This window comes from Sphingobacterium sp. UBA5639, from assembly GCF_002421245.1.
Lineage (GTDB): Bacteria > Bacteroidota > Bacteroidia > Sphingobacteriales > Sphingobacteriaceae > Sphingobacterium > Sphingobacterium multivorum.
The window spans coordinates 251,314-274,257 of the sequence record NZ_DIJR01000025.1 but is presented as its reverse complement, the minus strand read 5'-3'; the positions used below and the strand labels follow the sequence as shown (position 1 = coordinate 274,257).

Annotated in this window: 19 protein-coding genes; 10 read left to right on the top strand and 9 right to left on the bottom strand. The window is 39.5% G+C overall.

What is annotated here, in order from left to right:
* Positions 1–110: 110 nt before the first annotated feature.
* Positions 111–902 carry a hypothetical protein gene (locus B4Z90_RS16000; RefSeq protein WP_070570066.1) on the top strand — a complete coding sequence of 264 codons (792 nt, stop codon included), beginning with the start codon at positions 111–113 and terminating at the stop codon, positions 900–902.
* Between the two features lie 16 nt (positions 903–918).
* On the top strand, positions 919–1,860 hold the full coding sequence (locus tag B4Z90_RS15995; protein ID WP_070570068.1) for a TIGR01212 family radical SAM protein: 942 nt from the start codon (positions 919–921) through the stop codon (positions 1,858–1,860).
* A gap of 148 nt (positions 1,861–2,008) precedes the next feature.
* On the opposite strand, the gene B4Z90_RS15990 is transcribed toward B4Z90_RS15995, so the two are convergent.
* The gene (locus B4Z90_RS15990; protein ID WP_070570070.1) at positions 2,009–2,476 is read right to left on the bottom strand and encodes a nucleoside triphosphate pyrophosphohydrolase family protein; all 468 of its coding nucleotides are present in this window, start codon (positions 2,474–2,476) and stop codon (positions 2,009–2,011) included.
* Positions 2,477–2,570: 94 nt separating this feature from the next.
* Positions 2,571–4,037: a pseudouridine synthase gene (locus tag B4Z90_RS15985; RefSeq protein ID WP_286802738.1), complete on the bottom strand. Its 1,467-nt coding sequence runs from the start codon at positions 4,035–4,037 to the stop codon at positions 2,571–2,573.
* Positions 4,038–4,279: 242 nt separating this feature from the next.
* On the opposite strand from B4Z90_RS15985, the gene B4Z90_RS15980 reads away from it, so the two are divergent.
* Positions 4,280–5,092 carry a lytic transglycosylase domain-containing protein gene (locus B4Z90_RS15980; protein WP_070563224.1) on the top strand — a complete coding sequence of 271 codons (813 nt, stop codon included), beginning with the start codon at positions 4,280–4,282 and terminating at the stop codon, positions 5,090–5,092.
* Positions 5,093–5,189: 97 nt separating this feature from the next.
* Here B4Z90_RS15980 and B4Z90_RS15975 read toward each other — a convergent pair whose 3' ends face one another.
* On the bottom strand, positions 5,190–5,843 hold the full coding sequence (locus B4Z90_RS15975) for a LolA family protein (RefSeq protein WP_070563221.1): 654 nt from the start codon (positions 5,841–5,843) through the stop codon (positions 5,190–5,192).
* A gap of 1 nt (position 5,844) precedes the next feature.
* Positions 5,845–8,580: an FtsK/SpoIIIE family DNA translocase gene (locus B4Z90_RS15970; RefSeq protein ID WP_070563219.1), complete on the bottom strand. Its 2,736-nt coding sequence runs from the start codon at positions 8,578–8,580 to the stop codon at positions 5,845–5,847.
* A 275-nt stretch (positions 8,581–8,855) separates the two neighbouring features.
* Here B4Z90_RS15970 and B4Z90_RS15965 point away from each other — a divergent pair, with 275 nt between their 5' ends.
* Positions 8,856–9,365, top strand: coding sequence for a GNAT family N-acetyltransferase (locus B4Z90_RS15965; protein ID WP_070563216.1), 510 nt, complete (start codon positions 8,856–8,858; stop codon positions 9,363–9,365).
* 121 nt (positions 9,366–9,486) lie between these two features.
* Here the strand turns inward: B4Z90_RS15965 and tyrS are convergent, their stop codons facing one another.
* Complete coding sequence (gene tyrS, locus B4Z90_RS15960) at positions 9,487–10,770, bottom strand: tyrosine--tRNA ligase (RefSeq protein WP_070563213.1); 1,284 nt, start codon at positions 10,768–10,770, stop codon at positions 9,487–9,489.
* 103 nt (positions 10,771–10,873) lie between these two features.
* Here tyrS and B4Z90_RS15955 point away from each other — a divergent pair, with 103 nt between their 5' ends.
* Entirely contained in the window at positions 10,874–11,557 is a 684-nt protein-coding gene (locus tag B4Z90_RS15955) for an ACP phosphodiesterase (RefSeq protein WP_070563210.1), read from the top strand.
* Between the two features lie 80 nt (positions 11,558–11,637).
* Entirely contained in the window at positions 11,638–13,332 is a 1,695-nt protein-coding gene (locus B4Z90_RS15950) for an amino acid permease (RefSeq protein ID WP_112375480.1), read from the top strand.
* Between the two features lie 88 nt (positions 13,333–13,420).
* Here the strand turns inward: B4Z90_RS15950 and rlmF are convergent, their stop codons facing one another.
* Both rlmF and B4Z90_RS15940 read right to left on the bottom strand, forming a co-directional pair.
* Complete coding sequence (rlmF, locus tag B4Z90_RS15945) at positions 13,421–14,332, bottom strand: 23S rRNA (adenine(1618)-N(6))-methyltransferase RlmF (RefSeq protein WP_070563205.1); 912 nt, start codon at positions 14,330–14,332, stop codon at positions 13,421–13,423.
* A 77-nt stretch (positions 14,333–14,409) separates the two neighbouring features.
* On the bottom strand, positions 14,410–16,356 hold the full coding sequence (locus tag B4Z90_RS15940; protein WP_046671947.1) for a KUP/HAK/KT family potassium transporter: 1,947 nt from the start codon (positions 16,354–16,356) through the stop codon (positions 14,410–14,412).
* 259 nt (positions 16,357–16,615) lie between these two features.
* Between B4Z90_RS15940 and B4Z90_RS15935 the strand changes: the two genes are divergently transcribed.
* Positions 16,616–17,050 carry a T9SS type A sorting domain-containing protein gene (locus B4Z90_RS15935; RefSeq protein WP_070563202.1) on the top strand — a complete coding sequence of 145 codons (435 nt, stop codon included), beginning with the start codon at positions 16,616–16,618 and terminating at the stop codon, positions 17,048–17,050.
* A gap of 114 nt (positions 17,051–17,164) precedes the next feature.
* Here the strand turns inward: B4Z90_RS15935 and ispG are convergent, their stop codons facing one another.
* Together ispG and B4Z90_RS15925 are read right to left on the bottom strand one after the other, a co-directional pair.
* Complete coding sequence (ispG, locus tag B4Z90_RS15930) at positions 17,165–19,180, bottom strand: (E)-4-hydroxy-3-methylbut-2-enyl-diphosphate synthase (protein ID WP_286802737.1); 2,016 nt, start codon at positions 19,178–19,180, stop codon at positions 17,165–17,167.
* 45 nt (positions 19,181–19,225) lie between these two features.
* Positions 19,226–20,173: a LiaI-LiaF-like domain-containing protein gene (locus tag B4Z90_RS15925; RefSeq protein WP_112375482.1), complete on the bottom strand. Its 948-nt coding sequence runs from the start codon at positions 20,171–20,173 to the stop codon at positions 19,226–19,228.
* A gap of 246 nt (positions 20,174–20,419) precedes the next feature.
* Between B4Z90_RS15925 and B4Z90_RS15920 the strand changes: the two genes are divergently transcribed.
* The 3 genes from B4Z90_RS15920 (at position 20,420) to B4Z90_RS15910 (ending at position 22,935) form a co-directional block, all read left to right on the top strand.
* On the top strand, positions 20,420–21,154 hold the full coding sequence (locus B4Z90_RS15920) for an MlaE family ABC transporter permease (protein WP_112375483.1): 735 nt from the start codon (positions 20,420–20,422) through the stop codon (positions 21,152–21,154).
* Positions 21,155–21,163: 9 nt separating this feature from the next.
* A complete protein-coding gene (locus B4Z90_RS15915; protein ID WP_070563195.1) occupies positions 21,164–21,922 on the top strand; it encodes an ABC transporter ATP-binding protein in 759 nt (252 codons plus the stop codon).
* Between the two features lie 107 nt (positions 21,923–22,029).
* Entirely contained in the window at positions 22,030–22,935 is a 906-nt protein-coding gene (locus tag B4Z90_RS15910; protein WP_112375484.1) for a class I SAM-dependent methyltransferase, read from the top strand.
* The last annotated feature ends 9 nt before the right edge of the window (positions 22,936–22,944 follow it).

Here is a 22,944-nt window from a genome sequence, read left to right as displayed (position 1 = left end):
GTCAAGGGCTTCTTTCGTTTAGGTACTTTCCTTGTGAAGTATCTCGCCTGTTCTAGAACTCCCATATCTAGTTTTTTTGTATATTGCTGTAAATATTACTTACTGGCCGTATGAGAATTTGTTTGATCATCGTCTGTCTTCTCTTGTTGAATGTGAGATCAGGTATTTGCCAAGATAGACAGGATTACATTTTTGTTTCTTATCAAAACTACCTTCCAACCCCGAAGATAGGTATTATCGATTTTTATAGGCAGTTAAATGAAAAATGGAAACGTGATATGGATATGCTTAATGATGAGGCTCATGTTGGATTCGAGGTTTATAAGGATAGCACTATCAGAGTTGTTTCTAGCAATTTTGGTCATGTAGATAAGACTGAAGAAATGAATCAAAAATTTTCGTCCATATCAAAGTGGATACCGGCAAATAAAGATGGTAGATCGACCAATATAGCGCGTGAATATATCATTCATCTTGGGGAAAGGTCCTCTATTGGGGAATTGGGGACATATACGCGGAGTAAGGATACAATGGTTGTCATCGATCCAGGTCATATCCAATTTATTGGCGGCAAATGGTTGAATGCACTGTATTATCAAACACTTGATTATTTTTATACAAATGGCAGGCTAAAAAGAATTGAAATATTGGTTTCAAGAAATAGGAATAGGTTTTATGGCTATTTGTCATTTAAAGAATTTGAACAATTTTTCGTATTCTATTACGGTTTACCTACTTATTATGATAATTCTCCCAGTTTAGCTGTTAAAAGCAGTTATTTTGATTTGGAGAATGCAGTTAAGGATAGTTTGTATAAATTATCTTGGGAAGATTTTCGTGATGGCCGTATCAGTTTAACATTTGATCCTGAGAAAATAATGGTCACATATGATTTTTATTGAGTAACTTTGCAGCGGAATGGGTACATTATTGGACAACGGAATTAAACCGTATAATCATTACGGGGCTTATTTAAAGCAAAAGTATAACGGACAGAAAGTGTTTAAAGTGATTGTGGATGGTAATTTTACCTGCCCCAATCGTGATGGTAGTAAGGGCTATGGTGGTTGTACGTACTGTAATGTAGATTCTTTTACACCGGATACTGCCCGGAAAATTCCTTCTATACGCGAGCAGGTGGAATCGGGTATTGAAAGAGCACGTAATAGCTATGGCGCTGAGAAGTTTATTATTTATTTCCAGCCAAATACAAATACATATGCGCCGACTCATCTACTGAAGATGATGTATGATGAGGCTTTAAGTATTGATCCTGAAAATACTTTGGGTCTTTCTGTGGGTACACGTCCTGATTGTTTGGATTTTGAAAAGATTGCATTGTTGGAGTCTTACACAGATCGTTACGATGTAGATTTGGAGATGGGTATGGAATCTATCTACAATGATACATTGGAGCAGATCAATAGAGGCTGTTCTCACGACGAATTTGTTCAGGCCATGAATATGCTGAAAGATACTCCGTTGGAGCTTTGTGTGCATACCATCTTTGGCTTCCCGTGGGAATCTGAAGAAATGATGTTGAAATATGCAGATGAAATCAACCGCTTTCCACAAATTAAATTTGTGAAGTTGCATCACTTACATATTGTAGAGGGATCTATTATGGGCGTTAAGTTCAAACGTGAGCCTTTTGAACTTTTCTCGATAGAAGGTTATACGGAATTCTTAGCAAAGTTTATTCCTCGATTGCGTCCTGATCTGATCATTCAACGTATTTTCGGGATTGCAGATAAAGAATTGTTAATTGCTCCGAATTGGGGCTTACCGAAATCAGGTATTCAAACATACATCGATAAGGGATTGGAAGCACGTCAGGTCGTGCAGGGGAGTCTTTTTTAGCCGTTCCTAATATTTTATACTCTTTTGATAGATCATTGTATGCTATCGCGTTTAATGAATATATTCAGCGCTATAAAAACAGCAAAGGCTTCTCTAATGAAGCCTTTGCTGTTTACCTACAAAAAAAGGGTACGATTACCATCTTTATTTAGCCCTCAACAATTGTTTTTAGATCGGCTGGAGAGTAATTGATGGATTTTAACGTTTTATTGTCAGCTGTTCTGAATACCAGAAATTTGCCATCAACTTCTTTATAATAGGATTCTACACCTTTTAATTTATAGTGCTCCTGTGTAGCGATGGCTTCTGCTTCGTCTTTACATGCTTTGCTCATATTGGAACGTTGAACTTCATCAAAAAGAGCAGAGAATTTATCTTTTAAACCAAATTCTAATACCGCTCCAGCAAGTACATATTGAATGTCACATAGCGCATCTGCAATCTCGACCAAATCTTTATCCCGGATGGCCTCTTCTAATTCTTTTAATTCCTCAGCGATCAACGATACCCGTAAGGCACATCTTTGTTCAGATGGAATAGTAGGCGTGTCTAGGATTGGATGTTGGAATGTTTTATGGAATTCCGCAACGGATGAAAGTGTTTTCGGATCAGTCATATTCTTTGTTTTATTATTTGAAAGAGCAAATATAAAAAATAAAGGACGCTTAACTGAATGACCGTCCTTTATTTTTATTTATCTGCTTAAGCGATTAAATCAGGTGCTTTAACTGCACGATTTCACGCTCTTCTAAATATCTCCAACGGCCACGTGGAAGGTCTTTTTTCGTTAAGTTTGCATAAACCACACGATCCAATTTAACGACTTCATATCCTAATGACTCAAAAATACGACGTACGATACGATTTTTCCCCGAGTGGATTTGGATACCGACTTCACGTTTCGATCCGCCTTGAACATAGCTCAAGTCATCTGGTTTAATTACACCGTCCTCTAATTCGATACCAAAGCTGATTTTGTTAAAATCGCCTTGTGTAAGGCTTTTGTTTAACTCGACATTGTAGATTTTGCTGATGCTGTTGCGCGGGTGTGAAAGTTTTTCAGCAAGACTACCATCATTTGTCATCAAAAGTAGTCCTGTTGTGTTTCTGTCAAGACGACCAACAGGATAGATTCTTTCTTTTGTCGCTTTAGAAACAAGTTCCATTACGGTATGACGCTCCTGCGGATCATCTGTAGTCGTGATATAATCTTTTGGTTTGTTCAACAAAACATAAACATTTTTTTCACGTTTTAGGCGTTCGTTGTTGTAACGGATTTCATCTGTTGCAGGATCCACCTTGGTACCCAATTCCGTAACAGGTTCTCCATTTACCCAAATAACACCAGCAGTGATAAGCTCATCCGCTTTACGTCTTGAACAGATACCAGCATTGGCGATGTAACGATTTAAACGAACTAAGCCGTCATCTTCTGCATCCTCTGCTTTTTTCTTTGGACGTTTAATATATTGTTTATCACCAAAGTTTTTGTTGTCGTCAAAATTTCTACTTTTATCGCCATCAAACTTTCTGTTAGAAGGTCTTGAAGAGTCATTTCTGTCTGAACGTTTGAAACTGTCTCTTTTGTCAAAAGAACGCTCTGATCTATCGAATGATCTTGGGCTGTCATTTCTGTCTGAACGTTTGAAGTTATCTTTTTTATCGAAAGAACGCTCTGAACGGTCAAAAGATCTTGAGGAATCATTTCTATCTGTACGTTTGAAACTATCTCTTTTATCAAAAGAACGTTCTGAACGGTCAAAAGATCTTGAAGAGTCATTTCTATCGGAACGTTTGAAGTTATCTTTTTTGTCAAAAGAACGTTCTGATCTATCAAATTTATTGAAGGAATCTTTTTTGTCAAAAGATCTTGAAGAATCATTTTTATCAAATGAGCGGCCTCCTCTACCAAAGGATTTTTCTGAATTATCTTTTGAACGGAAGGAATTGTTATCTCCTCGGAAGGAAGGTTTGTCTGAGAATTTTTTAGATCCGAATGATCTGTTCTCACGATTATCATCTTTTCTGAAAGAGCCTCTTTCAGATTGGTCATTCGACCCATATGATTTTTTTCCGAAACTATTGTTCTTATCGCCTCTAGATTTGAAACTATCTGAGTTGCCTCGTGACTTTCTGGAGTTGTCATCACGACTGTTCCTTTTATTGCTGAATGGCATTGTGTTTTGCTAAAATGTGAACGACAAAGTTAGGTATAATTTTGGGTTTTGCGAAAAAATCCTTATCTTTTTGTCTTTTCTTGAATTTGCTGCGTTTTTACGATAACAAAGCCGCTTTAAGTTGTCTAGAATGTAACTATTTGTTTTTTAAATAAATAGTGTTTACCTTTGTACCCTTGAATTTGAACCAAGCTATTTTTTGATCGATTGCAGTCGTGGATAGGGTAGCATTAAGGGAGTGAATGATAAGAAAGAGAGTTTTATGTAGTAGTTTGATTTTGTTTGCTTTATTGCTGTCAAAGTTATACTCAACCCCACACAACAATGCTTCAAACGGCGATAAGATCGTTGAACCGAAGCTCGTAGTAGTTCCCGTTCATCATGGGGATGAAGAAGAAAAAAAAGAAAAAAGCAATTCCTTTGAATCGTATATGAATTCATTGACATTTGCCGAAGATTCATTACCGATGGATCGTCCGCTTGTGGAAAGTAAATTGCGTAAATTTTTCAGTCGATTCTCGTTTAAAAAAACAGGATCGTACGATATGCACAAAAAGGCAGAGACCTACTTGCCTATGATTGCAAAGATCCTTAAATCACATGGTATTCCGGAAGATTTCAAGTACATTCCATTGGTGGAAAGTGGCCTTAGTAAAGCTGTTGTTTCATCGAAGGGAGCTGGTGGCTATTGGCAATTTATGCCGGCAACAGCCCGTTTGTATGGATTAAAAGTCAATGGTACGGTAGACGACCGAAAGGATCTTGTTAAATCTACGCATGCTGCAGCGAGATACCTCAAATACCTCTATGGCCAATTTGGTAACTGGACCTTGGTTGCTGCGGCGTATAATGTTGGTGATGGCAGTTTAAGAGGTTCTATAAGAAGACAAAAAAAGGACGACTATTTTGCCTTGAAATTGAATAATGAAACGGGTTCGTATGTGTACAAACTTGTTTCTATGAAGGAAATTATCGAACATCCACAGAAGCATGGCTATTCACGTTATGCCAATAAAGAAAGTGAGACGTTGGATAAGGAACCGAACATGCTGTAAAATAGTGTACTTCACAATAAAAAGGGCTTTCCACTGCATAGTGGAAAGCCCTTTTTATTTTACTGTCTTTAATCAGACCTGTAGTATTGTTCTATTTTTACCTCAGATCGACGATGTCGAAGCCTTTATAATCATTTTTGTTGAATACGAATAGACTACCGGAAAGCGCCTTATTACCTTCCTGAGAAGTTAATGTATACGTATAGCGATTACCACTTTTATCAAATACGGTGGTATCATAGATCAGACTGCTTGCTTTGTTAATGCGCAGCTTGATCTTTGAATAGTTTTTTTTGCTATCAAGAGGACTTAATTCAACAACACTTAGTGTAAGCCCTTTTACCTTTTCTGTATTGGTCAAGGTATATTTAAAACCGGTGGTATAAAAGCTGAATATATTTGTTGGATTGATCTCGTTGGTCGAATTGCTTGCTTCTGAGATTTCAACTTCTTTTTCCGCTTTCATGATATTCCACTGTGTCTTGGAATCCGATATCAATACTTGATTTTTGGTATTGACCTGGTACTTGTTGTTACTCTTGTCCAGGTATATTGTTCCGGCATCAGTATGCGAGCCGCCATTAGCTTGTTTAATATCTAATGAGAAATTGGCCTGTATTGTTTTGTATGCATTGTACTTTTGGCTTACTTTCGTCAGTAGCGCCTTGGCAGCAGCGTCATTTTGTGCATAACTGTTTTGGCTGTATGCCATGATTAGCAGACCTACAATAAACCATACTTGTTTTTTCATCTTAGTTGTCCTTTCTTAACGTCTCCAAAAATTGTTCTAATGAATACTCATCTGGATAAAGCACTTCGCGGGCCTTACTTCCTTCAAATGGACCTACAATTCCTGCAGCTTCCAATTGATCGATGATTCGTCCTGCTCTGTTATAACCCAATTTTAATTTACGTTGGATTAATGACGTAGAGCCTTGCTGATGCATGACAATCAATCGGGCAGCTTCTTCGAACAACTGATCGCGGTCTTTGGGATCAAAATCTACACTACCAGAACCATCTCCGTTTTCGTCTACGTACTCCGGAAGCATAAATGCCGAAGGATAGCCTCGTTGCGCACCGATGTAATCGGAAATTTGTTCAACCTCAGGCGTATCCACAAAAGCACATTGAATACGTATCAAATCACTTCCAGTCGCTAGAAGCATGTCACCCCGACCGATCAACTGATCTGCACCGCCTGTATCTAGAATGGTCCGTGAATCGACTTTCGACAACACACGGAATGCCAGACGTGCAGGGAAGTTGGCCTTGATTGTACCGGTAATGATATTGACAGAAGGACGCTGGGTTGCAATAACCAGGTGAATTCCTACCGCACGGGCCAATTGTGCCAATCGTGCAATCGGTGTTTCGACCTCTTTTCCTGCTGTCATCATCAAGTCGGCAAACTCATCAACAATAAGAACGATATATGGTAAGAATCGATGACCCTCCTCAGGGTTTAATCTGCGATTGATAAATTTTGCATTATATTCCTTTAAATTCCGTACCTGCGCATTTTTTAACAAATCATAACGTTGATCCATTTCTATACAGAGGGAATTTAAGGTGTTGATTACTTTCTTCGTATCGGTGATAATCGCATCTCCGTCGTCAGGCAATTTTGCAAGGAAGTGGCGCTCTACTTTTTTGAATAGAGAAAGTTCCACTTTCTTAGGGTCAACAAGGACAAATTTTAGTTCGGCTGGATGTTTTTTATACAGTAGAGAGGTCAGAATCGCGTTAATACCTACTGATTTACCTTGCCCGGTAGCCCCCGCAACCAGAAGGTGAGGCATTTTAGCTAAATCGGCAATATACACTTCATTTGAAATTGTCTTACCTAAAGCGATCGGGAGATCCATATCTGTTTTCTGAAACTTCTCCGTAGCAAGGACCGATCGCATGGACACCATTTCCGGACTGGAGTTTGGTACCTCAATACCAATAGTTCCTTTTCCGGGCATCGGTGCAATGATCCGGATACCTAAGGCCGCAAGACTTAAGGCAATGTCATCTTCCAGATTTTTGATTTTTGAAATCCGTACACCTGGTTTTGGTATAATTTCATACAAAGTCACCGTTGGTCCTATCGTTGCCTTGATGCTTTCGATCTCGATGCTATAGTTTCTCAGTGTATCAACAATCCTATTTTTGTTCGCTTCGAGTTCCTGTTGATTGATGGTAATTTTACCACCACCATAGTCCTTCAATAAATCCAATGCCGGATGTTGGTAGCCAGAAAGATCCAATTTTGGGTCATACTGTCCGAATTGGGCCACAAGATCACTGGCGGTAATTTCTTTTTCCTCTTTGATATCTTCGACCACCAGACCGGGTACTGCATCGGGTTCAATAATAGCTTCTGGCTCTCGTTGGGGTTCTGCTTCGATTTTCGGCGCTTGATATTCCTGGATTAACGGTAAGTCTTCGGCTTCAAATTCTTCATTTGGCTGATCAATTGTAAAACTGATTGAAGGTGTATTCTCTGTTCTTTCAAGCGGACTATCGTCGAAGGTGAGCACCACTTTGTCCTTCGGATCAATTTGTACTTCGGGTACAGGGTGATGCGTAAAGGCAGGACGCTGAAGTTCTTCCTGTACCTCTTTGTCCCGAGCAGATTGAAATCGCTCATTGATTGACGTTGACCGTTGGAAAGATTCTCGCACCGACTGGATGGAATCATCTTCAATATGAATTTTGTTTCTAAGATTTTGTGGAGCGTATTCATCCTCATCCTCTTCGTCCGTATCTTCAGAGAATGACTTGGATTTCCTGTTACTGAATAGGACAAATTTAAAATCGAGGTTGTAAAGTAAGATCAATGTCGTCAGGTAGGCAAAAGCCAATATACAGCCAACGCCGACAATGCCAACTTGTGCTTCCAGTAATTTATTGGTCCAAAAGCCAAATTTACCCTCGAGCATATGCGGTGTATCGGCCATAAATCCATGCAGGAAGCCTAAAGTTACCGAGATAAAAACGATAGCAACAAAAGAATAGACTACAGTACGGTACAAAGGAAGTAATGATTTCTTGAACAACAAGCGATATCCTAAAATGAATAATACGGGGATAAAAAGAAAAGATGCGACGCCAAACCATTCGTACATGAATTGGTTGGCTAGCAATGCGCCAAATTTCCCTAGTTTATTATCGACAACGGGTAGATCAACAGCTTCATCATGAATTTCTTCTGCGGATCGGAATAATGTCGACCATCCACCATTGGTTTTTGCAATATAACTTTGATCGTCTTCCCAAGTGAATAAGTAGGAGACGAAAGCTGTAGCAAATGCCAATGAAAGTAAGATCAATAAAATCCCTAATATCTTGACAGCCTTTTGCTGTGCATCAGAATAATCTCTTGGTACACTGTTTTTTTGACTTTTTTCTTTTTTAAATGTTGTCGATTCCTTTTGAGGGGCACGTTTGCCGGAAACTGAATTCCCTGTCTGCCTAAATGTATTTCCTTTATTTGACATTGAAAAGCTCACAATTATACTGCTTACAAACTTAGTTATTTTGATAGTATTTTAAAGATGCTGATCGCCTATTATTTTAAGTTTGTCGTTTTTTATGAATGAATAAATTTAGATGTAGCTAAAAAGCTTGATAGGTATAATGGCTAGCAAATACTATGCCCTGCAAGTGGGGTGGGCTAAAGAATATGGGATATGGCTAAAGATTGTTTCTGTTTTTGCCTATTCTTTAGAGTTGCTCTAAAATATGTAGTTTTACGAATAAAATAAGAGATAGCATGAACAAGTTTGAAATACGAAAAGCGACATTAGCTGATAAAGGACGGATTTGGGAAATTATACAACAAGCAATTGCCCTCAGGAAAGAACAAGGTAGCCGACAATGGCAAGATGGTTATCCGAATGAAGATGTGGTTCAGTCGGATATTGATAAGGGCTACGGGCATGTCGTTGAAGTGGAGCGTAGGATTGTAGGTTATGTTGCTATTATTTTTGATGTCGAACCTGCATATAATGATATTGACGGAAAATGGTTAAGTGATGGTTCTTATGTCGGTATACACCGACTGGCCTCGGCGCAGGATCCGCATATGAAAGGTGTGGGGACGGCTATTATGTCCGGGGTGGAAGAGATAGCCATCGATCATGGCGTTTATAGTATTAAGGTGGATACTAATTTTGACAATGGGGGTATGCTGCATGTGTTCGAAAAGTTAGGGTACCGCTATTGCGGGGAAGTACATTTTAGGGGAGCGTCACGCAAAGCATTTGAAAAACTATTAAAATAACCGAACCGATTTCTTCTGCGGAGGAAGAATAACATTGGATTTCATAAAAAAGTCCCTTTTACTTTGTTCAAAAGGGACTTTTTTATGTTTATGGATTATTAAATCAGGATACTGCTGATCATTAATCTGCAATAATCAAGTAGTAATTCTTTTTACCGCGTTGTGCAACAATATATTTATTGTTTACAAGGTGATTGTCCGTAATCGAATCTTCAATATCGGTTGCTTTTTCTCGGTTGATAGAAACGCCGCCGCCCTGAAGCATTTTGCGGGCTTCACCTTTTGACGGAAATACCTGTGTCTGAACAGCTAGTAAATCAAGAATATTGATGCCTGCTGCGAGATCTGCTTTAGCGACCTGAAACTGCGGAATGCCTTCAAATACCTCTAAAACTGCGTCGTGATCTAAGTTGTTTAAGAATTCTAAAGAGCCATTTCCAAAAAGAAATTCAGAAGTTTTGATCGCAGTTTCGTACGCTTCTTCGGAGTGGGTACGAATGGTGATATCTTTTGCCAGTGCTTTTTGAACTAAACGTAAGTGTGGCGCTGCATCATGTTCTGCAATAATGGACTCAATTTCTTCCTGAGGTTTGAGTGTAAAAATTTTGATCCAGTTTTTAGCATCATCATCTGACGTATTCAACCAAAATTGGTAGTACTTATACGGAGAAGTTTTTTTTGGATCTAACCATATGGCACCAGATTCGGTCTTTCCAAATTTCTGGCCGTCGGCTTTTTTGATTAATTGCGTCGTGATGGCATAGGCTGTTCCCTGATCTTGGCGACGGATCATTTCGCTTCCTGTTACGATGTTACCCCATTGGTCCGACCCGCCCATTTGAACTTTACAGTTGTGGTGCTTCCAAAGATAGTAGAAGTCATATCCTTGAATCAATTGATAGGTAAACTCTGTAAATGAGAGACCATTGTCGCCTTCCAGACGTTTTTTTACAGAATCTTTTGACATCATATAGTTAACGGTAATCATTTTACCGATATCACGAATAAAATCCAAAAATTTAAAATCTTTAAACCAGTCGTAATTATTAACCATTTGGGCGTCATTTTCCCCTTCTCCAAATTCAAGAAATTTGCCTAACTGCTTTTTCAGACAAGCGACATTATGCTGTAAGGTAGCTTCGTCCAACAAGTTACGCTCTGCAGATTTGAAAGAAGGGTCTCCGATCATGCCTGTTGCTCCTCCAACCAGGGCAACTGGTTTGTGGCCTGCATTTTGGAAATGGATCAACGTCATGATTTGCGTCAAGTGTCCTACGTGTAGAGAGTCGCCTGTGGGATCAAAGCCGATATAACCAGCGACTTTTTCTTTATTCAGTAAGTCTTCAGTGCCTGGCATAATATCTTGCAACATGCCTCTCCAACGTAATTCTTCTACAAAGCTCATTGTTAAATGGATTTAATTTTTTAATTTACAAGATGCAAAGATAGGAGATTAAGCGTATATTGAGCGAATAATTTCCCATAAAAGCACACGCTAATAAGCTGGTATGAATTTTTTATCACATTTCTATTTTGAACGGTTTGCAACTAATCCCGAACGTATGGTGGGTGGATTGTTACCCGATCTATTAAAAAATGCGGATAAATCCTTTATGCTAAAACCGCGTCAGTATGAAGATGAGCTCTTGGACAATCCTTTACTGGAACAATTGTACATAGGCTGGAACCGTCATATCGAGGTCGATCGTCTATTTCACAATTCACCTTACTTTTTTCATCATACACATCAGCTGAAACTAAAAATCCAGTCTAGTTTAGCCGGGCTGCCTATCCGTCCGTCCTTTATGGCCCATATTGCGTTGGAGCTATTGTTGGATCATATCCTAACACAAAATAAAGCGGTCTCCATCGATAAATTCTACGCTGCACTGGTACATGTCAATGAAGATGCTGTTCGGAAGTTTTTGAAAATTAATCAGCTGAGTGATATTCCTAAGTTTGAAAAGTTCTATCATCAGTTTATTGAGTGGGCGTATATTTATGACTATGCACAGGTAGAAAAAATCGCAGGTGCGCTTTTCAATATTTGTAAGCGATTGTGGAAATTTGAAGTTTCAGTGGAGCAAAGACAGCTTCTGACAGAACAGCTGATTTCCTATTTACATACGCAGATGACCGATTATCAAGAAATTTACCAGTATATTCAATATGAGCTGGTGGACTTTAATTAGTCTGTCAGAAAATACCAATAGTATAAGACCTTGAAAATATTTATTTTCGCATAATTTTAAGTATCAAAAACTAAATTTACATGTCACATAGACTTTTTCGGAAGAAAAGTGTTGATCAGATTCTGCATGACACTCAAAAAGAGGAGGGGACGGGCCTTGCAAAGGTATTGGGGGTAACAGATCTGGTTTCGTTGGGTATCGCCGCTATTGTAGGGGCTGGAATCTTCAGCACAATTGGATTGGCGAGTTATGAAGGTGGACCAGCGGTATCACTCCTCTTCGTTTTTACGGCTTTTGCCTGTGTTTTTACGGCATTGGCCTATGCGCAATTTGCCAGTACAGTTCCTGTGTCTGGCTCAGCATATACATACGCTTATGTGGCCTTTGGTGAGTTGTTTGCATGGATTATAGGTTGGGCATTGGTCTTGGAGTATGCTGTTTCCAATACGGTTATTGCCATTTCCTGGTCGCAGTATTTTGTCTCCATGCTGGAGGGCTTTGGACTCCACATACCGGCTTGGTTGTCCATGGCGCCAGGCTATGCTTATGATGCTGTAGAGAAGATGAACCAACATGGTGCGGCTGCACTGACCGCAATCGACCAACATGGTCTGGATGCTTTTAATAGTGCACCACGAATAGGAGGAATGCCTATTATTTTCGATTTACCAGCAGGTGTCATTACATTTTTGGTTACTTGGTTGGTTTATATCGGAATCAAAGAGTCCCAGAAAGCGAGTATGATTATGGTTATGATCAAGGTAGCGATTATCCTTGCCGTAATTTTTGGGGGTATATTTTTCATTAAACCTGAAAATTGGACACCTTTTGCGCCGAACGGCCTCAAAGGTGTACTCGGAAGTGTGGCCGCGGTTTTCTTTGCCTTTATCGGATTCGATTCGATCTCCACAACTGCCGAAGAGTGTAAAAACCCGCAGCGCGATCTACCTAAGGCGATGATCTATTGCCTATTGATTTGTACTGTATTGTATGTCGCTATTACCTTAGTCTTGACGGGGATGGTTAATTACACCGAATTAAATGTGAAGGATCCGCTTGCTTTCGTGTTTAAATATGTGGGCTTTGACCATATGGCCGGAATTATATCGGTGACCTCTGTGATTGCCATCACCAGTGCCTTGCTGGTGTATCAATTGGCGCAACCAAGAATCTGGATGACGATGAGTCGGGATGGTTTGTTGTGGAAGAAATTTGCGACCATTCACCCAAAATATAAAACACCTTCGTTTGCAACTATTGTAACGGGTTTGGTGGTTGCTATCCCTTCGTTATTTTTTAAAATGGATTTCTTTGTGGATTTAACGAGCGTCGGTACCTTTTTTGCCTTTATACTTGTGTGCGCCGGTGTATTGTATATGGATTATTCGGGTTTATCGGCAAAATCCAAATTTAAAGTTCCTTACATCAACGGTAAGTATTTGGTTGGTGCAGGGCTACTGATTGCTATTGTGTTTATTTTTAGCTATGCGCAAGAGACGATACAGGAGTGGAAATCGCTTACCATCCTTGAAATTCTAGAACATAAAATGTTAGTCATCATATTTTGGTTAACTTGGCTTGGACTGGGGATTTATAGCTTTAAAATGAACTTTTCCCTATTGCCTGTCGTTGGTATTCTGATCAATCTGTATTTAATGACGGAGCTGGGGGCAAGTAACTGGATAATATTTGTGATCTGGCTCGTGATTGGATTGGCTGTATATTTTATGTATGGCTATAAACATTCAAAGTTAAATAAACAGGCGCAAGCCTAGTATAGGAGAAGCGTCGTACAGTAATGGATCAAAGAAAAGGAGCTATCTGCATAAAAGATAGCTCCTTTTTTTTAATATCATGGACTTATTAGAATCTCCATAAAAGGATCCGGCTTACCTTATTACCTTGTTCCATGCGGATCACTTCGGTCTCTTTTACGTTTATTTTCTTTAGTTTGTGTTGTAGAAAGCGAATGTCTTCGCGGTGGGCAACTAATGTTGTGAACCATTTTACTTGATCTTTGTGAAATTGGCTTTCAAAGATCATGCGTGACAAGAACGCTTTTTCACCACCATCGCACCATAACTCGCTTCCTTGTCCAGAAAATGCCTGTGTGACCGGTTTTTCGTCTATTTTAGCGTCTTTGATACCTGTGGTCTTACGGATGGACTGCTGTAAAGCCTCGGTCTGAGAGCTAAAAAATGGGGGATTACAGATCACCACATCATATTTTTCCCCTGGAAGAATAATGTCTTTGAATATGGCCTTCGGATTATTTTGGAGGCGGATCTGTATGCTCTTTTTTAAGCTCATATTTGTCCGTGTTATCTCGATGGCGTTTTTGTATGCGCTCTTGATGATTTCAGACCCTACAAAGCTCCATCCATACTCCTGATGTCCGATGATGGGGTAGATACAATTTGCACCAACACCGATGTCGAGGACGTGGATGTTTCCGCCTTTTGGAATTTCACCATTATTGTCCCTTGCAAGAACGTCTGCGATATAATGAATATAATCTGCCCGGCCCGGAATAGGGGGGCAAAGATTCTCTTTGGGGATATCCCAGTGTTGAATGTGGTAATATTTTTTTAGAAGTGCCTTGTTTAACGTTTTAACAGCATCGGGGTTGTTAAAATCAATGGACTTTACTTTATACGCATTTTCTATAACAAAATCTTTGAGCGAAGGTTCCACTTTGCTCAATTCTTCAAAATTGTAGTTATCGAGATGTCTATTTCTAGGATGTAATTTCTTTTTTGGATTAGCGTCTGCCATGATGTATTATTTGCAACAAAAGTAATGCAATTCTATTGAATAAAAAAGGTGATGCTTGAGCATCACCTTGAGGAGTCTTAATCTTTCCGTATGAGATGGACCTCTGAAGTCTGTGGAAAATTGAGCGGAACCCGTTCAATTGTAACAAAGCTGGAATCTAAACCAAAACCTTTTTCTTCGGACAAACTCATTTTTTTGAGGTAACCATAGATGTCCATAATTACTTTTTCTATCCATGTCATCTGGTTGGTTTTGGAGAGTACTTTTTCCAAAACAACAAACTTAAAGTCACCAGGAATATTGTGTTTACGTAGGGTGTCGTATTGACTGGTGATGTCAATTTCACCTTTTTTCACCATTTCCTCAACTACTTTTCTGAACAGTAGACTGATGCGCTGTTCCTCTCTAAAGCCAAGTTTAAAATCAACCCGTATTAACTTACCCGGGATAAGCTGATCGATTGAATATTCTTTTGTATGTGGATGATCCATCACATCAACGTGGACGAGCCAATATACATCCGCACGTTTTGGCTTTTTATTAATAATTGAATAAATAATTTTAGCCTCTATCTCGGATTTGAAATTTGCACTTGTCAGATAGACCAAATGCGACGCATAGGGAGGGACGGATTTGTCCTCGCTCAATTCGGAGATAATGGGGTAGTATTTATTGATGTTAATGAAGTTAACAAAACGATTTTTAATTTTTCGCGCTGTGTACCAGCAATACATTGTTATATATAGCGCAGTAGCAAGCAGAAGAGTCAACCAACCACCATGGGCTATTTTGACACCATTTCCTATTAAGAAAGTTAGTTCAATAACAAAATAAGCAATCAAAAATACCGCAATTAGTACACGGTTGACTTTTTTCATGGCGAGGAAGTATCCCATTAAAATCGTGGTCATCAATACCGTTAAATTGATCGCAAGACCATAGGCTGCATCCATACGGCTTGATTCTTCAAAAACCCAGATGACAATCATACAGCCGACCCATAAAATTAAATTGATGGATGGTACATACAACTGACCTTTATGTTCACTGGGGTAGCGGATAGCCACCTTGGGCCATATATTCAACCGTACTGCTTCCGAGATTAAGGTATAGGATCCGGATATCATGGCTTGACTGGCGATGACCGCTGCAATCGTCGCGATAGCGATACCGTAGCCTATAAACCAATCGGGCATGATTGAGTAGAACGGATTTTCACCTCCAAGGACGCGTCCTTCCTGTGTCAACAACCAGGCTCCTTGTCCGAAATAATTTAGTATAAGTGTGATTTTTACGTAGATCCAGCTGATACGGATATTGTTTTTACCACAGTGTCCCATATCCGAATACAATGCTTCGGCACCTGTAGTACATAAAAACACGGCACCGATCAGTAATAGCGAATGGGGGTAGGTAATCAAAATATGGAAAGCATAATAGGGGTTGATCGCTTTCATCACTTCTGGTGCGAGGTGAAGATGAGATAAACCGATTACACCAATGATTGTAAACCAGATGGTCATCAATGGGCCGAAAACCTTTCCTACAACAGATGTTCCAAATCGTTGGATAATAAACAATAAGGAGATAATTGTAACTACAATAGGTACTGTAGGTAATCCTGGGAATTTGAGATCCAAACCTTCAATAGCCGAGGATATTGTGATGGCAGGGGTGATCATTCCGTCCGCTAACAAGGTCGCTGCACCGATCATCGCCGGGAAAATTAACCAAGGGGCACGTTTGCGTACCAATGAATAGAGGGATAGGATACCGCCTTCACCTTTATTGTCTGCCCGGAGTGTGATCCAAACATACTTTACTGTTGTTTGGAGCGTCAGTGTCCAAAAAACACAGGATAGCCCGCCCAAGACTAAGTCTTTTTGAATGGCTCCTTGTCCCATGATTGCTTTGAAAACATACAATGGAGAAGTTCCGATATCTCCAAAAACGATTCCTAAACTGATCAATAATCCGGCGAAACTCACCTTATTGATACTGTTGTGATGACTGTTGTCTGCCATTTATCAATTATTTTATTTCAAAATATACTGCAAAAATATACTTTTTGCCTGTACTTTAAGTAGGTACATTTCCTGCGCCAAATTTTAGCATTTACTTTGACATGCGCAAGAGCTGTTAAAATTTGTTAAAAGAAACTTAGAATGAATCTATTTGCTGAAAAACTTTTAAACAAAATACTAACTTTGTTGTTGATAATTCAAATAGTTAGCGTTATATTTGATTAAACCGTAACCAGTATTTGAAGTCTAATTTAACACTATGGGGAGAAATCTACTTAAAGCAGCTTGTTTAACACTTTTATCCGCACTGACATTGTGTAGCGGGTTGACTCGGGTGTATGCAAAGTCTCCTTATGACCATACTATTTCGCAACATATTTGGGACGGCAGTGAGGCATTCGGAGAAGATAATAACATCAAGGAGACAGAGAAACTTATCAATAATGTGAAGGTTTTCTACAATCCGATTGCTGAACAAATAAATCTTTCTTTTAAATTGGCAAAATCGTCGAGTGTGTCTATCAAAGTAATGGATGCATTGGGCAATGAGATTCTCCAATTAATGAATGGTAATCTGGATTCAGGAATTCAAAATCTTTCCTTTGAGCATGGTGGGAAATTAACGACAGGATTTTACTTTGTACGCGTAGTTGCAGGTTCGGAAACCGTGGTGAAAAGATTTTCTATTCGATAAGAAAGTAACATTTTTCGATAAAAAGGTAATTTGTAATGTACGTTCATTCGTATACATAAAACAGCAAAGGGGATCAAATGATCCCCTTTGCTATTTTATGTATAGCTTGATTTGTTAATTTTGGTCTTGTTGTAGTTCTTCGATCCACAGTCCATCATCTTGAATGATCTTGATCAATTCATCTAAGGCATGGGCTGAACTCACATTTTTCTTAACCACCTGCTGACATCTATATAATGTCACTTTATCAGGGCCCGCCCCAACATAACCATAGTCTGCATCTGCCATTTCTCCAGGGCCATTAACAATACAGCCCATGATTCCAATTTTTAAGCCTTTTAAGTGATTGGTACGGCTTCGGATCATCTGCGTGGTTTCTTGGAGATCAAATAAGGTTCTGCCACAGCTTGGACAGGAAATATATTCTGTCTTGGATATTCTGGATCGTGTCGCCTGTAAAATTCCGAACGAAAGTGAGGCGATATTTTCCAATGCCGTTGCCGGAGAGTCAATCCAAATTCCTGAACCTAAACCATCAATTAATAATGCCCCTAGATCTGTAGAAGCGTACAGCTGTATTTTTGATATCGGTTCTTCGGGATTCATAAAATCACCAATGGGTCCTGAGAATTCTTCCGCTAAATAAGAACGCTTGATAATGACAGGATTGTCAATACCGATTTCCTGCAGATTTCGAAAGAACTGTCTTTGATCTGCCATACCGTGCAAGTAATCGGTTTCTACGATAAATACGATTGTTTTGTCTAGCTGTAAGGATTCAAACAATGGGGTTAATAAATCTGAATTACAGATTTTGACCATATTCAGGACTTTATCCTTATTGTCTGACTTTACGAATTCTTCTAAGGTAAAGAGGGGATGAATATTGGTTTGATCGGTAAGTTTTGACCAGGTATTATAGTTATATACTTGCTTCAGATTTGCCGGCATCGTAAAGGATGGTAAACTGTCTGCGAGATAAACAAAGTCTACAGACTGCTCACCCATGTGGTATTTATCTAATAGGATATCGTAGCGATAACCTACTTTGGTAAGGATCTGAGCGTCCTTTAGATTTTCCTTAGAAATGTCGACCACAACCCTAGGTACCAAAGAGCCGCCGATGAAGGTATTTACTTCTTGGCTGGCATAAGCAATATGTGGTGTCTCCGGAGAGAGCTGAACAATCTCTTGTTTGGGCTGACTCGCGATGTTTGCCTTTCTTTTGCTATATCTATTGACAAGTGCTATAGCGACCGGAGCTTCCCGTTCAGGCTCTTCGGTTAGCGATACACGTACCGTATCGCCCAATCCATCTTCCAACAGTGTTCCGATACCGACGGCAGATTTTACACGACCATCTTCACCGTCTCCAGCTTCAGTTACACCGAGATGTAGGGGATAGTTCATGTTTTCGGAAACCATTTTTTCGACCAGCAATCGATAGGCTTTGACCATGACCTGCGGGTTGGACGATTTCATGGAGATACAGAGATTGTAGAAACTCAGATCTTCACACATCCGGATAAACTCCATGGCTGATTCGACCATCCCTTCCGGAGTGTCACCATAATGACTCATGATCCTATCCGAAAGTGAGCCGTGGTTGGTACCAATACGCATAGCGGTACCATTTTCCTTACAGATATTTACGAGCGGAGTGAATTTTTGATAGATGCGATCTAACTCGCGCTTGTATTCAGCATCGGTATAAGATAGCTGATCAAATTTCTTCTTGTCTGCATAGTTACCGGGATTGACCCTTACTTTCTCGACGATGCGCGCAGCGACCTCGGCAGCATTTGGTGTAAAATGAATATCAGCGACTAAAGGGACTTTATAGCCTCTTCTGCGAAGTTCATCTTTTATGTTAGCTAAATTTTGCGCTTCTTTAATACTTGGAGCGGTAATACGAACGTATTCGCAGCCCGCCTCTACCATTCGAATGGTCTGCTCAACTGAGCCCATCGTATCCATTGTATCTACCGTAGTCATACTTTGAATACGAATGGGATTATCGCCACCCATGGGAATATCACCGATCTGAATTTCCCTTGTTTTCCATCTCGAATAATCTACCTTGGAATTGCAATAGATTCCAGGTAATGTCAACATATTACTTGTGTCCATATCTAACACAAAGTTAGCTTTTCTTGACTAAAAATCGGGTGTCAATTAATATCTTCTAATTTTTATTGACGCGATGCCACCGTTGATATCGAAATCGAATTTTTGAGCGGCAGAGTCGTAATTTGTCGATTTTACTTCGCCTTCACTTTTTAGGAAATCGCCCTCATAATCTGTCGAGGATAATGCATTGTCGCTTGTAATACGACAGGCCGCGTTTTTGGGGATGGAGATTTCAATAGAGGAGGCTCCAGCATCCATAGAAATTTTAGTTGTTGCCAGCGGTTGACCTAATTTTAACTTTAGACTAGTCGCTCCAGCATCGATATCCAATGTTTCTATCTTGTAGGGTGAAAGATCTAACCTGGCATCAATTGCACCTACATCAAAATTCAGATTCCATAGGATGTTGGGGTTTAAAGCGATAAACGTATTGTTGTTTTTGCTGTTAAAATCCTTGTTTTTGAATTTTCCCTTTAGGTTGATATCTAATTTGTCTGCAGATTCTCCATGTACAGTTATGCCCAGTAGATATTCTTTTGAGGTGTTAAATGCCGAGAAGATTTCTGAAGTAGTGCTACTATCATTTCTTAATGAAGTGGCCCCCAAATCGAGGTTTAGGGTAGCACTATGGATTTTATCATCCAGCGGGACGTTTAATTTTTCTGTTGTATAATTTGTTTTATCGTTGGGATCGTCGACATTGATGTTGACGCCTTTACTTTTTAAAAGCTGTGTTAAAAGTGGTTCCTTTGGTGTCGACAGCCCTATGTAAGTCAAAAAACCTAAAATTACGACGGTAGAACCGATGGCGACAAACTGTCCAATCTGTTGGTCTTTGGGTACCAGCATACGAATTCCGGCAAGCACAATAAACAGCGGCCAGTATCTAAAAATACCTACCCAGTTGAAAGAAATTGTGTTGAGCTGTGATAATAATAAGACAACTCCTATAAAGAGAATGGTGATACCAGTTGTTATTCTTCGTGTATTCATAACTAATTCCGTTTGTTAATATATCTCAAAAGTAAGTCGCTTTGGGAGATACCGTATGAATGTTTAGGCTATTATACATAAAAAATCGGTAAATGTGACTAATTGATCGGTAAGTAATTTCGTTTTTCGTATACTTTTTGGGTTTTTGCTTGTTTATATATTTGCTGGAATTAATTACCTTTAATGGATAGCTTGGCTCAGTATAGCCGTTAAATTGGCGTAATACATTGAAATTAAATAGATAATATGATCTTTCATCACATTGGTGCATATCTCATACTCCTGAAATCAGTTTTTAAAAGACCGGAGAAAGGGCGAATTTATTGGAAGGAAACAGTATTGGCAATGACCGATATTGGTATAGGATCTCTAGGACTTATCGTTATTATTTCCACCTTCATTGGCGCTGTTATGACCATGCAAATTGCCTTTCAGATGGTATCCGACTTGATCCCAAATTCAATTATAGGTTCGATCAACCGGGATTCAAATATTTTGGAATTAGGACCGACGATCTCGGGATTGGTCTTAATGGGGAAAATTGGGTCGTCTATATCTTCACAGATCGGATCCATGCGTGTTACAGAGCAGATTGATGCTTTGGAAATTATGGGGATCAATGCTCCTGGTTATTTGATATTACCCAAAATATTGGCGGGTATCACCATGATTCCGATGTTGGTGATTATTTCTATCGTGTGCGCTTTAGTGGGCGGTTTGTTAGGTGGATCCCTTTCGGGCGCTGTGACACAGGCGGATTATATTTTAGGAATTCAAGATGGCTTCAACGGCTTCACGGTGACAGTTGCCCTTGTTAAAGCTGTTTTGTTTGGGTTTATTATTACCTCGATATCTGCTTATAAAGGGTATAATGTAAAGGGCGGAGCGTTGGAAGTTGGGCAAGCTAGCACAGAAGCAGTTGTCGTTGGCTGTATAACTATTCTTGCGGCGGATTATGTGATAACCGCATTAATGCTTTAAAAAGATTTTATGATTCAAATCGAAGATATTAACAAATCGTTTGGTGACAACCATGTTCTGAAAGGAATTAGTGCAAATTTCGAACCCGGAAAGGTGAGTCTGATTATTGGAGGGTCGGGTTCGGGAAAGAGTACTTTATTGAAATGTATCGTAGGCCTGCACCAACCGGAAAAAGGAAAGGTAATTTTTGATGGCAAGGATTTTACTCGGATGAATTTTGAAGAGCGTGTTCCTATTCGAAAAGAAATAGGTATGCTTTTTCAAAATTCAGCGCTGTTTGATTCGATGACGGTAGAGCAGAATATCATGTTTTCGTTGGACATGTTTACGGATATGTCCAAAGCGGAAAAATTAGACCGTGCAAATCATTGTTTGGAACAGGTTAATCTGGAGGGACGAAATAAACTGTTCCCTGCGGAGCTTTCGGGGGGGATGAAAAAGCGGGTTGGAATTGCACGTGCAATTAGTATGAACCCTAAATATCTATTTTGTGATGAACCCAATTCGGGATTGGATCCGGAGACTTCGATTGTTATTGATGAATTGGTACTAAAAATTACGCAAGAGTTGAAATGTACGACAGTCGTTGTTACACATGATATGAATTCTGTGATGGGAATTGGTGAGTATATTTTGTTTCTCTATAAAGGAGAGAAATTCTGGGAAGGTTCCAATAAGGATATGATGCGGTCAGATGTGGAGGAATTGAACAACTTTGTTTTTGCAAGCCCATTAATGAAAAGTGCGAAAGCTTCTATGGGGCAATAAGGGCTGGGAACGTGGCTTTATTGCGCGTAATTTTATGTGTTTGATCTGTGTTAGCATCATGCAGATTTCTTTTATATTGAAATTTAGCTTAGTTTTGTCGGAAAATTTTGATTTTGGCAGCAACAAATATACAACTATTGACCCCACAGCATTGGAAGGACTATGAACTCATTGATTGTGGTGATTTTGAAAAACTGGAACGTTTTGGTGATTTAATTTTAATCAGACCAGAACCTCAGGCTGTATGGCCTAAGGCATTGACTGATGCGGAGTGGAACAAGCGTTATCATATCAAATTCAAAGGTCGTTCGGCTACTTCAGGAGAATGGTTGAAGAAAAATCCTCAAGCCCAAGACCGTTGGCATATCGAATATAAAAATAAGGATGTGGCCATCAAATTTAGATTGGGCTTGACATCTTTTAAACACGTCGGGATATTTCCGGAACAGGCTGTAAATTGGGACTATATTTCGGAATCTGTACGTTCATTTAAGACGGAAAGACCGAAGGTCCTAAATCTTTTTGCATACACTGGTGGAGCATCTTTAATAGCAAAGGCTGCGGGCGCGGATACGACTCACGTAGATTCGATTAAACAGGTTGTTACCTGGGCAAATGAAAATATGGAAATTTCCAATTTGGATAACATTCGTTGGGTGGTTGAAGATGCTTTGAAATTTGTAAAGCGTGAGCTGAAAAGAGGTAATACATATAATGGGATTATTTTGGATCCACCCGCATATGGGCATGGGCCAAAGGGCGAGAAATGGAAATTGGAAGATCACATTATGGAAATGATGACTGAAGTCGTTCAACTATTGGATCCTAAAGAGCATTTCTTGATTTTGAATACGTATTCATTAGGGTTTTCCTCTGTTATTGTTGAAAATTTAATTAAGACAGCTTTCCCAAAAGTGGAAAACTTGGAAATAGGCGAGTTGTTCTTACAAGCAACAGCAGGACCGAAACTTCCACTTGGGGTATTCGGTAAATTTCGCAAAATAGCGAAGTAAGGCTTGTCA

Coding starts and splice junctions, on each gene's coding strand:
- B4Z90_RS15980 (WP_070563224.1), top strand. CDS start 4,280: ATGATAAGAAAGAGAGTTTTATGTAGTAGTTTGATTTTGTTTGCTTTA.
- tyrS (WP_070563213.1), bottom strand. CDS start 10,770: ATGAGCTTTGTAGAAGAATTACGTTGGAGAGGCATGTTGCAAGATATT.
- B4Z90_RS15955 (WP_070563210.1), top strand. CDS start 10,874: ATGAATTTTTTATCACATTTCTATTTTGAACGGTTTGCAACTAATCCC.
- B4Z90_RS15995 (WP_070570068.1), top strand. CDS start 919: ATGGGTACATTATTGGACAACGGAATTAAACCGTATAATCATTACGGG.
- B4Z90_RS15940 (WP_046671947.1), bottom strand. CDS start 16,356: ATGGCAGACAACAGTCATCACAACAGTATCAATAAGGTGAGTTTCGCC.
- ispG (WP_286802737.1), bottom strand. CDS start 19,180: ATGGACACAAGTAATATGTTGACATTACCTGGAATCTATTGCAATTCC.
- B4Z90_RS15935 (WP_070563202.1), top strand. CDS start 16,616: ATGGGGAGAAATCTACTTAAAGCAGCTTGTTTAACACTTTTATCCGCA.
- B4Z90_RS15950 (WP_112375480.1), top strand. CDS start 11,638: ATGTCACATAGACTTTTTCGGAAGAAAAGTGTTGATCAGATTCTGCAT.
- rlmF (WP_070563205.1), bottom strand. CDS start 14,332: ATGGCAGACGCTAATCCAAAAAAGAAATTACATCCTAGAAATAGACAT.
- B4Z90_RS15970 (WP_070563219.1), bottom strand. CDS start 8,580: ATGTCAAATAAAGGAAATACATTTAGGCAGACAGGGAATTCAGTTTCC.
- B4Z90_RS16000 (WP_070570066.1), top strand. CDS start 111: ATGAGAATTTGTTTGATCATCGTCTGTCTTCTCTTGTTGAATGTGAGA.
- B4Z90_RS15920 (WP_112375483.1), top strand. CDS start 20,420: ATGATCTTTCATCACATTGGTGCATATCTCATACTCCTGAAATCAGTT.
- B4Z90_RS15990 (WP_070570070.1), bottom strand. CDS start 2,476: ATGACTGATCCGAAAACACTTTCATCCGTTGCGGAATTCCATAAAACA.
- B4Z90_RS15975 (WP_070563221.1), bottom strand. CDS start 5,843: ATGAAAAAACAAGTATGGTTTATTGTAGGTCTGCTAATCATGGCATAC.
- B4Z90_RS15915 (WP_070563195.1), top strand. CDS start 21,164: ATGATTCAAATCGAAGATATTAACAAATCGTTTGGTGACAACCATGTT.
- B4Z90_RS15965 (WP_070563216.1), top strand. CDS start 8,856: ATGAACAAGTTTGAAATACGAAAAGCGACATTAGCTGATAAAGGACGG.
- B4Z90_RS15925 (WP_112375482.1), bottom strand. CDS start 20,173: ATGAATACACGAAGAATAACAACTGGTATCACCATTCTCTTTATAGGA.
- B4Z90_RS15985 (WP_286802738.1), bottom strand. CDS start 4,037: ATGCCATTCAGCAATAAAAGGAACAGTCGTGATGACAACTCCAGAAAG.